The organism is Flavobacterium aquidurense, assembly GCF_031458035.1.
Lineage (GTDB): Bacteria > Bacteroidota > Bacteroidia > Flavobacteriales > Flavobacteriaceae > Flavobacterium > Flavobacterium aquidurense_C.
In genome coordinates, this window is the sequence record NZ_JAVDXR010000007.1 from 245,119 (window position 1) to 257,845 (window position 12,727).

15 protein-coding genes are annotated in these 12,727 nt (G+C 33.2%); 1 reads left to right on the forward strand and 14 read right to left on the reverse strand.

Annotated elements, in window-relative coordinates:
• Complete coding sequence (locus J2X17_RS13300; RefSeq protein WP_310298807.1) at positions 1 to 1,245, reverse strand: ABC transporter permease; 1,245 nt, start codon at positions 1,243 to 1,245, stop codon at positions 1 to 3.
• On the reverse strand, positions 1,238 to 1,939 hold the full coding sequence (locus J2X17_RS13305; protein ID WP_310298809.1) for an ABC transporter ATP-binding protein: 702 nt from the start codon (positions 1,937 to 1,939) through the stop codon (positions 1,238 to 1,240). The genes J2X17_RS13300 and J2X17_RS13305 overlap by 8 nt, the downstream gene beginning before the upstream one ends.
• Positions 1,940 to 2,115: 176 nt before the next feature.
• On the opposite strand from J2X17_RS13305, the gene J2X17_RS13310 reads away from it, so the two are divergent.
• Positions 2,116 to 3,522 carry a DUF4403 family protein gene (locus J2X17_RS13310; protein WP_310298862.1) on the forward strand — a complete coding sequence of 469 codons (1,407 nt, stop codon included), beginning with the start codon at positions 2,116 to 2,118 and terminating at the stop codon, positions 3,520 to 3,522.
• A 29-nt stretch (positions 3,523 to 3,551) separates the two neighbouring features.
• Here the strand turns inward: J2X17_RS13310 and J2X17_RS13315 are convergent, their stop codons facing one another.
• From J2X17_RS13315 to gcvH, 12 genes are all read right to left on the reverse strand, one after another.
• Positions 3,552 to 3,728, reverse strand: coding sequence for a hypothetical protein (locus tag J2X17_RS13315; protein WP_310298812.1), 177 nt, complete (start codon positions 3,726 to 3,728; stop codon positions 3,552 to 3,554).
• An 85-nt stretch (positions 3,729 to 3,813) separates the two neighbouring features.
• A complete protein-coding gene (locus J2X17_RS13320; protein ID WP_310298815.1) occupies positions 3,814 to 4,398 on the reverse strand; it encodes a DUF420 domain-containing protein in 585 nt (194 codons plus the stop codon).
• A gap of 2 nt (positions 4,399 to 4,400) precedes the next feature.
• Positions 4,401 to 5,090, reverse strand: coding sequence for an SCO family protein (locus J2X17_RS13325; protein ID WP_310298818.1), 690 nt, complete (start codon positions 5,088 to 5,090; stop codon positions 4,401 to 4,403).
• Positions 5,091 to 5,100: 10 nt separating this feature from the next.
• Positions 5,101 to 5,757: a hypothetical protein gene (locus J2X17_RS13330; protein ID WP_310298821.1), complete on the reverse strand. Its 657-nt coding sequence runs from the start codon at positions 5,755 to 5,757 to the stop codon at positions 5,101 to 5,103.
• Between the two features lie 78 nt (positions 5,758 to 5,835).
• Positions 5,836 to 6,192, reverse strand: coding sequence for a cytochrome C oxidase subunit IV family protein (locus J2X17_RS13335; RefSeq protein WP_310298824.1), 357 nt, complete (start codon positions 6,190 to 6,192; stop codon positions 5,836 to 5,838).
• Between the two features lie 18 nt (positions 6,193 to 6,210).
• Entirely contained in the window at positions 6,211 to 7,194 is a 984-nt protein-coding gene (locus tag J2X17_RS13340; protein WP_310298827.1) for a cytochrome c oxidase subunit 3, read from the reverse strand.
• A 42-nt stretch (positions 7,195 to 7,236) separates the two neighbouring features.
• Complete coding sequence (locus tag J2X17_RS13345; RefSeq protein ID WP_310298829.1) at positions 7,237 to 7,824, reverse strand: cytochrome c oxidase subunit 3; 588 nt, start codon at positions 7,822 to 7,824, stop codon at positions 7,237 to 7,239.
• A 2-nt stretch (positions 7,825 to 7,826) separates the two neighbouring features.
• The gene (gene cyoE, locus J2X17_RS13350; protein ID WP_310298832.1) at positions 7,827 to 8,729 is read right to left on the reverse strand and encodes a heme o synthase; all 903 of its coding nucleotides are present in this window, start codon (positions 8,727 to 8,729) and stop codon (positions 7,827 to 7,829) included.
• A 155-nt stretch (positions 8,730 to 8,884) separates the two neighbouring features.
• On the reverse strand, positions 8,885 to 11,026 hold the full coding sequence (locus J2X17_RS13355; RefSeq protein WP_310298835.1) for an energy transducer TonB: 2,142 nt from the start codon (positions 11,024 to 11,026) through the stop codon (positions 8,885 to 8,887).
• On the reverse strand, positions 11,027 to 11,770 hold the full coding sequence (gene deoC / locus J2X17_RS13360; protein WP_310298838.1) for a deoxyribose-phosphate aldolase: 744 nt from the start codon (positions 11,768 to 11,770) through the stop codon (positions 11,027 to 11,029).
• Between the two features lie 119 nt (positions 11,771 to 11,889).
• Complete coding sequence (locus tag J2X17_RS13365) at positions 11,890 to 12,273, reverse strand: VanZ family protein (protein ID WP_310298840.1); 384 nt, start codon at positions 12,271 to 12,273, stop codon at positions 11,890 to 11,892.
• Positions 12,266 to 12,646 (reverse strand): glycine cleavage system protein GcvH, encoded by a 381-nt coding sequence (gcvH, locus tag J2X17_RS13370; protein WP_310298843.1) that lies wholly within the window; start codon positions 12,644 to 12,646, stop codon positions 12,266 to 12,268. Before gcvH ends, J2X17_RS13365 begins: the two co-directional genes overlap by 8 nt.
• Between the last annotated feature and the right edge of the window lie 81 nt (positions 12,647 to 12,727).

Here is a 12,727-nt window from a genome sequence, read left to right on the forward strand (position 1 = left end):
TTATTCGTCTCTAAGTGCTACAATAGGTTTAATTTTGGCTGCTCTGTAAGCTGGAAAAAATCCCGCCATTGCGCCCGCAAATACAAGCAAAGCAAGTGTTGTCAATGCTACACTGAAATCAACTTCAGGATGCTGAAAATATTCACTCTGCACCATCGGACCAACAAATTCCAGTAATAACAAACTAGCTAATAATCCAACAAAACCAGCAATAGTGGTAATGAAAATGGATTCGTGAAGTATCATGGAAATAATTGAAAACGGAGATGCTCCAAGTGCTTTTCTAATTCCAATTTCTTTCGTTCTTTCTTTTACAATAATCAACATAATATTACTTACACCAACAACTCCGGCAATAATGGTACAAATACCAACCCACCAAAAGAATAATCTGATATATAAATTTAAATCATAAAACTGTTTAACATCTTTAACAGAATTATAGACACCAACTCCACTTTCATCATCTGGTGCAACTATGTTTTTGCTTTTCAACAAGTCTTTCAAATCTTGAGTGAATTTTTCAGATTGGGCTAAAGCTTCATCGTAATCCTTCGTTTTCTTAATTGTAAAAAACATATTACTGATTTTATCTCCTCCCCCAAAAGTTCTTTGGACAGTGGTTTTAGGCAAATACGCCCTTGCTTCTTCTCGCTCACCTCCCGGATCTGTAAAAACACCTACCACCTTGAAATTAATTTTATTGATTGAGAATTCTTTTCCTAAAGCATCTTTGTCCTTGAACAAATCTGTTTTTACTTTCATCCCAATACAGGCAACTTTTTCGTTGTGAGCCAAATCATTAGCATTTATAAATCTACCTTGCACAACCGTAACATTTTCAACTCCTGAATAATCGGGATCAACTCCTCTATACTGATAACTTCCGGATTCTTTACCATATGCAAATGCTCCACCCCAAAAATCATAAGAAGAAGCTCTTAATTCTAATTTATCATCAAATTTCCGAACCGATTCTGTATAATCACTATTTCTAAATTGCACTTGTCTGCCTGGGTTCAGACCTTTATATTCCTTAGTTGTTGTACCTGACCATGCCACAATAATACCAGTAGCATCACGTTCAAACTGTTTTTCGATACCATTCTGGAGCCCCCTGCCTGCACCAAGCAAAATCACTAAAATAAAAATACCTGAAGCCACAGAAATCCCGGTTAAGAATGTTCTTAAACGATTTTTAGAGATTGCTTCAAATATTTCCTGCCAACGCTCAATATTAAACATAAGATGAAGCTCTAACTTGTTCTACCATTTTATCATCGATAATTAATCCATCTTTCAGGACCACATTTCTTTTGCACATTGCTGCAATATCAGGTTCGTGTGTAACGATTAAAATGGTTTTCCCTTCATCGTTAATTCCTTGAATAAGCTCCATTACCTCATATGAAGTTTTGGTATCTAAAGCTCCTGTCGGCTCATCTGCAAGTAAAACTTTTGGATTTGAAGCTAATGCTCTTGCAATAGCGACACGTTGTTTTTGACCTCCGGACAACTCACTTGGTAAGTGATGTGAGTGTGAACCCAAACCAACTTTTTCTAAATATTTCATGGCAATTTCATAACGCTCTTTTCTTTTTACGCCTTGGTAATACAATGGCATAGCAACGTTATCAAGTGCCGTTTTATAATTGATCAGGTTGAAAGACTGAAACACAAATCCTAAAAACTTATTTCGATATCTGGAAGCAATCGTTTCATTTAGTTTCTTAATTGGTGTATGATCTAAAATATAACTACCAGAATCAGCCTCATCTAAGATTCCTAAAATATTCAGAAGTGTAGATTTACCGGATCCAGAAGATCCCATAATAGCGACTAATTCCCCTTCAGCAATATTGAAATTAATCCCCTTTAACACATGTAACTCGGAATTTCCCATCTTATAGGACTTATGCAAATCTTTGATTTCGATCATGATATTGTTAAATTTTAAAACAATAATAACATTTTTATTAAGTAAATTATGGTAAGAAAACGTTAATAATTTCGTTATCTTCTTTGAATAAGACTCAATTCTGTATGAAATGTTACACTTTTTTAAGTTAATATAATTGTTTTCTTAATTTTGCATCACTTAAAAAAATCTTAATGATGAAGTTTTCCTCAATTCTTCCTTTATTTACGGCGCTTACACTAATAGCGAGCTGTTCAACATCACAAAAATTAGATACCTTAAAACCCGAACCGGATGACGCTAGTCCATTAGTGTATGATGCCAGTCCATCATTTATCAACTTGCCCATAACGGTAAAACTTCATGATATCGAAAATCAAACAAATAGCATTTTGAATGGTTTGATTTATGACGATAACAATATCGAAGATGATGATATTGAAATGAAAATCTGGAAACAGGCTCCAATAAAAATTCAAAACGATCCTGCAAATCCTGATAAAAAAATCAAGACCATTTTGCCTTTAAAGGCGACAATCAGATATAGAATCGGAACAAAAAAACTTGGTGTCGAGCTCTATGATACGCGTGAATTCAATTTAAACGGAGTCATTACTTTATCAAGTGAAGTGGCATTAACAAACTGGAAACTGAATACTAAAACCGAATTCAAATCTCTTGATTGGAATGAAAGTCCGACAATGCTTGTTTTTGGAAAAAATATGCCAATAACTTATTTAGTTAATCCTGCGATTTCTATTTTCAAATCAAAAATTGAAAAGAAAATAGACGAAGCAATCGAAAAGTCAATGGATTTTAAACCAAATGTCCTATCGGCTTTAGAAAAAATCTGCACACCTTTCCAGATGAGTGATACTTACGAAAGCTGGTTAAGAATTGTTCCTGTTGAAGTTTATTCGACAAACGCTAAACTAAAAAATGATTTATTTTTATTAGATATGGGAATGAAATGCAACATGGAAACCATTGTGGGCAAACAACCGGAATCTAAATTTAATGCCAGTAAAATTGTTCTGAAACCAGTTGCCAAAATTCCAAATCAGATTTCGGCTAATATTGCAGCAATTTCAAGCTATATTGATGCTTCTAAAATTATGACCAAAAATTTTGCAGGTCAGGAATTTGGTTCCGGAAGTAAAAAAGTAACCGTAAAAAATGTTTCAATTTGGCATAAAGACGGAAAAATGGTTATTGCACTTGATGTTTTAGGTTCTATAAACGGAACACTTTACTTAAATGGATTTCCGCAGTACAATCCGCAAACTAAAGAAATCTACTTTGACAAATTAGATTATGTTCTGGACACTAAAAGTAAGTTAATGCGTACAGCAAGTTGGTTAGGACAAGGGTACATTTTAAGAAAAATGGAAGAAAGTTGTCGATATTCCATCCAACCCAATTTAGAAGAAGGCAAAAAAAATATGGCGGCTTATCTTAAAAATTACTCACCGATGCCCGGTGTTTTTATAAACGGAAAAATGGAAGATATTCAGTTTGATAAAATTCAGCTAACCAATCAGGCAATCATAGCATTTATAAAAATAAACGGTACTGTAAATGTTTCTGTTGATGGATTGAAATAGAAACTTAAACGAAAAAGCAGTATAAAATTTTATACTGCTTTTTTCTTTTTTGATTGATACATTCTATAAATCAGGATGCCTATAACTGCCACAAGCAAATACGGAATTACCATTAAATAAACGATTCCGTCATTTACAGCTGCAGCCTTTTTTGTATTTGAATCTCCCGCAAGAGCCGCACGACACATTGCGCATTGAGCATTCATTGAAATTCCAATAAAGAAAAAACAAATTCCAAAAATCAGAGTTTGGAATTTAGAATTTGGAATTTTAGATTTTGTAATTTTATTTTTAGTGTACATAGTATGGAGAAATCATTAAGTAAACAACCACACCAGTCACGGCAACATATAACCATAGTGGAAAAGTTATTTTAGCTATTTTTTTATGTCTGTCGAAACGTTGCGCAAGAGCCCTAACGTAACTAATCAATACTAAAGGTATAATTGTGATAGACAATAAAATGTGAGTAATAAGAATAAAGAAATAAACATAACGCAATGCTCCAATTTTAGCTGTCTCCGCCAAATCCAGAATTCCATCATGATTTTGATCTCCAAATTTAGTAGAATCAGCTGTCATATGATAGGCGACATACATTGCCAAAAAAGCAAGTCCCAATGCAATAGCTAAAGTCATTAAACGCTCATGTAATTTTCGCTTTCCATTTTTTATAGCAATTACCGCCCAAACCAAAACGATAGCGCAAATTCCGTTTATTGTAGCATAAATTGGTGGCAAAAATGAAAGAGGCTCTACATTAACCCCAAAATCTTTTAATTTAATTGCGAATAGTATTGCAACTAAAGTTGGCACTACAATTGAAACCGCAATAATATATTTATTGTATTTTTTTTCTAATGAATGATCTTCCATTTTTATTCTTCTAATAATATTTTAATGTCTTCCTGAATCTCTCTAACTCCTTTTTTATCTAAACCGTCGTAATACAAAATTGGATTTCCAAAATCATCTTTTCTACAACGAATATTTCCGTCTTTATCTACCAAAGCAAATAAACCTGAATGTTCAAAGCCTCCATTGACTTTTGAATTTTCACCAGCATACAAATTGAATCCTTTGTTAGACAAATCCATTATTGTTGCTCTGTCACCCGTTAAAAAATTCCAGTTTGATGATTTGGCACCTAATAATTTTGCGTGATCTTTTAAAACCTTTGGAGTATCATGAACCGGATCAATTGTAATAGAAACTATTCCGAAATTAGGATTCCCAAAAAATGTTTTCTCAATTTCAAGCATACTCAAATTCATCTTTGGACAAATTGAAGGACAAGTCGTAAAGAAGAATTCTAAAACATATACTTTTCCTTTATAAGTTTCATTTGAAACTTTGGCATTATCCTGATTGGTTAGTTCAAATTTAGGAGCCGGACCAATAGTCAATAATTTAGCATCAGCTTTCGAAGTTTTTAAACCGACATTATCCAAACGGTTTCCTTTTACGACTTCTCCATTTTTTATTCTGTCAACAATTTTTGGAACAGCATAAATTCCGAAGATTAAAATGATAAACGAAATTCCGATATATGATTTATTTTTAAACATATTCTAAAGATTAAAGTTCTTTTGTAGCATTGTGATTTTTCTTAAGAGCAGCACGATATTCGTATAAAATGATTTTAAAATCATCTAACATTTCATTACTCAGCTCTGAAGGATGAAAAGTATCATAACCTTCCTTGTATTCGTCTTTTTTATCTTTAGAAACTCCTTTTCTGCCTCTTAGATTTCTTTCTTTATCTACAATATAAACATTCGCTGTTCCAAGATTCTGATCCAATTTTCCTTTCAGCTTTAATTGATCATAAAAAGTGTTGATTTCCTCTGGAGAAGCAAAAACAAAATGCCAACCTGATACATCAGTAAAAGCACCTAAGGATTCTTCGATTTTTTTTGCGTCCTTTTCAGTTCCCAATGGACAAATAACAACAAATTGTAAATCTTTGAAACCATTGTAACGCTGATAAATTTTTTCGTTCAGATTAAAAAAGTTTCCTCTGTTTTTTAAAATTTCAGTACCTGAAAAACCAAGAATAGTTATTTTATTATTTAGAGTTACTTTTTCGCCTTTTAGCGATTTCCAATTACCAAAGTCAGCAATTTTTGGAGTTATTGTCGGAAGTTTTGTAAAACTGTTTACTCCGGAAGCAAAAAACAAGTAGGCTACAATCGGCAGAACGAAAAGTACAAAAAGAACTATATTTTTTTTCATTATTTTAACGGAAGTTATTGAAGTACAAAAATAAAAAAAGCTCCGTTAAACGGAGCTTCTTTTCGAATTAATATCATGTTAAAAATTCCATTTAATAGTAGAATCTTTAAAAACCCCATAAATATAATGTCCTTCTGTCAACAGAATAAACAATAAATATAAAACTAGGAAAATAACTGGAGAAACCACAGACCATCTAAGGCTGCTTTTTTCACCTTCCATGTGCATAAATGCCCATACTATATAATAAGCTTTGAAAATTGTCAGGATATAGAAAACCCAATTCAACAAATTCAAACCTACAAAATGATTAAACTCTAACACTCCTGGCTTTACAATACCTAAAATAACTTCTACTGTAGTTACTAATGAAAGTAATCCAAAAACAAACCAGATTCTTTTTGTATTTGATACGTACTCGTGACCGTGTGACATAATGATAAATCTTAAAAATTAAACTAAGTAGAAAACTGTAAATACAAATACCCAAACTAAATCGACAAAGTGCCAGTATAAACCAACTTTCTCTACCATTTCGTAGCTTCTTCTTTTCTCGTAAGTACCCAATAATACATTAAAGAAAATAATGATATTAATAATTACTCCAGAAAATACGTGGAATCCGTGGAATCCTGTAATGAAGAAGAAGAAATCAGCAAATAATTTACTACCGTATTCGTTTCTGGTTAAGTTAGCTCCTTCAACTACATATTTTGCAGTACCTAAACGAGCCTCAGATTCAGCTCTTGTCAATACTGTTTTTTTCTTTTTATCGTTAAGCTTTTCAGTTCTTATCAATAATTCCGGATGCGCTTTAAAACCAGCCTGTATTTCAGCAACTGAATAAGTGGATACAGTTTCGGCACTTTCCATGAACCATTTCCCTTTAGCTCTTGTAAGGGCTTCTGGTTGTTCCGGTAATTTCACGGCAAATTTTTCAAGAGCTACTCTGTTTCCATTTGCATCAACAAACTGCAACAAACTACCACCTGCAGTTTCAACTGCACCATATTCTCCCTTAATGAAGTTCTTCCACTCCCAGGCTTGAGAACCAACGAAGATCAAACCTCCAATAATAGTTAAGAACATATAAATAGCAACCTTTGTCTTTTTCAATTGGTGACCTGCATCAACAGCCAAAACCATTGTTACAGATGAGAAAATCAAAATAAAAGTCATTAAGGCTACATAATACATAGGTGCCGAAACACCATGCATAAATGGGAAGTGAGTAAACACTTCATCAGCCAAAGGCCATGTTTCAATAAATTTAAATCTAGAAAAACCGTAAGCAGCAAGGAATCCAGAGAATGTCAAGGCATCTGATACGATAAAAAACCACATCATCATTTTACCATAACTTGCTCCTAATGGCTGGATGTCTCCGCCTCCCCAAGTTTTTTCGTCGTTATTTGCAGTAGTAACTGTCGCTTCCATAAAAGATATTCGTTAAAAAGTTCCCAAATTTACGTTTTTTTCTTATTTAAAGAAATATAAAAATAAAAATAAATATACCCATAATAAATCCAAAAAGTGCCAATACATCGCACCTAGTTCTATACCAAGAGTTTGAGTCGAATTGTATTTTTGTTTAAAATGATTATAAATTATAATTAAAAGTGAAATTAATCCTCCAGCCAAGTGTAATAAGTGAGTAACGGTTACTACGTATAGAAAAGTTGTAGTAATTGAGCTACCTTCTCCGGTAAAATAATACCCGCTTTCTACGATTTGCCCAAATCCTTCAAATTGCAAAACTACAAATAGAATTCCTAACGCCAATGTTCCTAAAAGGAATGAAGTTGTTGCACCTCTATTATCTTTTTGAATCGCTTTTTTAGCCAGGTAAAATGTAACACTGCAACCAATAATAACGGCTGTGCTATAATAAAACGCTGTTGGCAGTTCAAAATTCTTCAACCAGTCAGCTCTTGACTTACTTACCACAAATGCACTTGTAAGTCCGGCAAACATCATGGTCATACTTACCATGGCGAATAACAAAATCAGTTTTGCTGATTTTGATTTGGTTACCTGTTCCTCGCTTGTTGTCATTGTCATTTCCATAATTATCTTAAAAATTTATCTACAATAAATACGATTTGCAATAGTGAAATATACGAAACACTCACTAACATTAAGGTTCTCGCAGCTTTTGCAGTTCGCAATTGATACAGTTTTACAGCGTAAAAAAGCATCCATAACCCTAATAAAAACACCAAAACTGCCGCAATCGGCGTTATAAAAAGCTGTCCTGTGTATCCTAAAACAGGTAATAAAGACGCTATAATCAACCAAACTGTATATAAAATAACCTGCAAAGCGGTACCTTTATCTTTTTTTCCTGTGGGAAGCATAAAGATTCCTGCTTTCTCATAATCTTCATATAAAAACCATCCGATGGACCAAAAATGAGGAAACTGCCAGAAAAACTGAATCAGAAACAAAGTTCCTGCTTCGATACCAAATTCTCCAGTTGCAGCAACCCATCCTAACATAAACGGAATTGCGCCCGGAAATGCACCAACAAAAACTGATAACGAAGTTACCGTTTTTAATGGTGTATATATGCTAGTATATAAAAATATTGAGATGGCAGCAAACATTGCCGACTTTGCATTGATTGTATATAACAAACTGATTCCTATAACCGTCAGTAAACTTGCAACAAACAAAGCCATTTTTGGAGACATCCGGCCTGATGGTACAGGACGATTTTTTGTGCGGTCCATGAGAGCATCGATATCCTTTTCAATTACCTGATTAAAAGCATTTGAAGCTCCAACCATACAGTAACCTCCAATAGATAAAACAGCTAAAACACTCCATTTAAAGGGATGTTCATCATTTACACCTAATAAATAACCTGCAATTGAAGAGAACAAAACACTAATAGCCAAACCAGCCTTAGTAATCTCTTTGAAATCCAGAAATATTGATTTTAGTGAAATTGTATTTTTAGTAGTGTTCAAACCTTTCTTGTTTGTATTTTTTTTTTGAGTGGTGCAAATGTACAAATTAGATTGTAGAATCCTGAACTATAAATTTAGATTTTTTCAATAAAACCTTTATAAAATAAGGACTTGCAAATCTTTAACACAATTATTTCGAAAAATCTTATTAAATACTAGTAATCAAAATACCAATTAAAGACATCAGATCGCAATCCGATACTAAACCATGTCGTACTTTGCCCGAATGTTGTAGCAGTATCTTTGGTCGGATCAAAGCTTCTATATATAAAGCTACCGAATAACTTCAGGTTTGTCATCGGGTTAATTAAATACCCACCTTGAATATCGGCTATAAAAACACTTGTTTTATTACCCTGACCCACCTTTACACCTGTGTCATATGGTCGTTTCACATCGTAACTTTTATAAATATTGCCTCCATAATTGTAACTATCTTCCGCAGTGTCAAAATCAAGACCTCTTGTACCAATTGTAAATTTAGCATCCCCAAAATAACGCCCTTTATGATATCTTCCAATAATTAAAAGTTCATTAAAATTTCCTCCCCATTGATGCCCGACACTTTGATTATTATGCCCATAATTAGTAATTACAGCACTATGCGAATACACATAAGGACGTACATGATTATATTCTAACTGCACTAATAAATCTTTCACCTCAAAAGCATTGAAATATTTACCTCCCAATTGATAGCCAAATTTATTTTTCCAACTTTGCTCCCCAGCACCCATATCTCCTACAGAAAACTCATCAATTAAAAACTGGCCATATAAATTAACACTGTTATTCCATTTATATTTAGCCGTAAATCCTAAAAGGGCATTTCCACTTTTAGAAGAAGAACCAAACTCAACAGCACGATAAAAAATAATTGGATTTACAAAATTAGCATCAAATCCTCTATTATTGGTATCTGTCCAAACGACAGATTCAAAAAAACCTAAATTGACTCTATTCGAAACATTCCAGCTCAAGTAATGATTCGCCATAAATTTTGTTGCGTACGTTTTCTCAAGCGTAACTTCAGGGCGAACATCTTTTAGCCACATGTATGTATTCGTATATTTTATTTTCCAAAAAGTTGTATTGATTTTAAAATAAGGATAAGGACTTGCTCCATCACTTTCAAGTAAGGAACGATATCCATCTCCAATAAAATTTCGGCCGTAACCTAACTGAAAATCAAAAAACTTACTTGGTACAAACGTAATATTGGCTTCAGCCATCGGAAAATCGTAAGCATCAGTTTTAAATCTTTTTGCAATACCAATTCCGGGAATAATTGCCGGATTTCCTCCCGAAGGTTTTAATGTTTCGGCGTAATCATTAAAATAACCCGCAAATCTTCCCTGACTTTCAAAAATAGTTGTCGTAAAATTGATCATTTTCCCTAAACCACCTCTAAAATTTAAGGCACGAGTATTTACATAAGTATAGGAAGCATCAAGATCTGAGGCTTTCCCTAACTGCAAATCGACAATAGGATTTAATGCCAGCCAATAATCTTCACCCTGAATCTGAACCAAATTCTCATTCCACCATTTTCTTCCTAACCACGTAGAAACATTTTTTTGAAGCGATTCATTAACCGCTTTTAAATTGTAATATTTTGAAACCTCAGCATAAGTATATGGCTTTGAGGCTGTATGATTATTGCTTCCCACCTGATTCATTGCGCCATCAAACTGAGCGTAATAACTATGAGAAAATGGAATATTTAAATGACTTTCGAACTCTGGATTATTGTATTTTTTATAAACAATACTATCCAGTTCAGTTAATGGTTTTTCGACTGGTTTTAAAATTTGGGCGGCGGCCAATGCTTCAGAAGCAATTTCATCAGCAGTTTTTAACGGAATCCCAATTGAAATTGTGTATTTAGAATATGTTGGTTTACCGTTATAGGTTGATGGTTTGATCTTAGGAAATTTACCAAAAACTCTTTTCGCTTCTTCAGATAATGCATCAACAGTTGTATTAATATAAATCACTTTAAAATCTCCGTTCGCATCAACTTCAAAAAGAACTTTTACTTCACCTTTGTAATTAGATTGTTTTAAATTTTCAGGAACTTCAAAATTATGGAATACAAAATCCTGAACTTCTTTATAAAAACAATTCTCCAGTTTTTTAGAGTCTAAATTTTCGCAATTTGGAAAAACAGGAAATTGTTCTGCTACAAAACCTGGCTTTACGGAAGAATTATTCGTTTCTTGCGAAAAGGCAAATAAGGTACATAATGTTAAAGTAAAGGATAAAAAAATCTTATTCACGTAATTTTTGGTTTTCATTTAATATTGATTTGTGGTATTCTCTCCGTTTGCAATTTCTTTTGCTGCCGAAGTTCCGATTCGTTTTACACCTAAGCGAATCATCTCAACTGCATCTTCATATGATCTTACTCCGCCAGCTGCTTTTACAGGCAAAGGCGATGCGTTTTCTAACATCATTATAATTGCAGGAATTGTAGCTCCGTTTGGCAAATCATTTTCAGTTCTATAAAAACCTGTTGATGACTTCACAAAAACAGAAGCATAATCTTCTTCTTTAAAATTGGATATGACAATATTTTTTATCAATGCCGAAAGCTGTATAATTTCTTTATCACTCAATGCGGCAACTTCAATTATCCATTTTACAGTTTTATTATGCGCCAGTCCAATTTGGGTACCATACACAATTTCTTGTTTCAATAAAGCAATTTCTCCGTTTTTAAAAGCTTCATAATTGCAGACAAAATCCAAATCATCAGCACCATCGTCAATCGCCTGATTTGCTTCTTTAACTTTATCTTCAATAGAAGATTTGCCTTCCGGAAAATCTATAACAGTACCAATAAGCAAAGTTGAACTAGCTTTTTGAATCATTTCTTTAGCTAAAACAACATACTCTGGTCGAATCATTATCAATTTAAAGCCTTCAACAATTGCTTCGGTTATGGCTTTTTTTACAACATCATTATTTTCTGCCTCTGAAAGTCCAGCCTGAGAAGCAGTTTTTAAATAAGTTGAATCTAAATATTGCTTAATATTCATGATTTTGATGTTACATCGGATTTTGACAAAAATACATTTTAAATCCTTAAAAAAAACACTTTAAAAAACCTGATTTTTTGGCAATAAAAAACCCACCGAAGTGGGATTTTTTTATAAGATCATATTTTGTCTATTTGCTTTTTGAAGGCTATTGCTGTAAATACAGCAATCGTGGCGCCAAGCGTATTTGCCAAAACATCTGTTACATCTGCAGCTCTTGTGACTGTAAAAACGCCTTGTAAAATTTCGATTGTAATTCCAAAAAAAACAGAAAATATAAACGAAACAAGATAGGCTTTATAATCATCAGCATGTCTTCCTTTAAGTTCTTTTTTGAAAAACAAAATCCATGAAATTGTAAATCCAAAATGAAAACAAAAATGTACAATTTTATCTATGCTGGGGAAATTTACCGCAGGAATATTACTTGCATCTGTCAGACAAAAATAAGCTATGATTCCTGAACAAATAATTGCCCAGATTAGCAGTAACTGTTTAGGCACCTATAAGCTGCTTATAAGCTGAATCAGACAATAAAGAATCGATCTCTGATGCATCAGCAATTTTTATTTTAATCATCCATCCAGCTCCGTAAGGATCTGAATTTACTGTTTCTGGTGCGCTTTCTAAACTATCATTAAAAGCAATAATTTCTCCTGTTAATGGCAAAAACAAATCAGAAACTGTTTTCACAGCTTCAACTGTACCAAAAACCTCATCTTTATCAAGTGTCTGGTCTAAAGTTTCTACTTCAACATACACGATATCTCCTAACTCTTTTTGAGCAAAATGAGTAATTCCTACAGTTGCAACATCTCCTTCGATGCTAACCCATTCGTGATCCTTTGTGTACTTTAAATTTGCTGGTATGCTCATAATACTATGTTTGAAATTGATAATTGAATTTTTAAGCCACAAATGTAACAATCTTCTAATGAAATCTAGTTTAGAAACTAA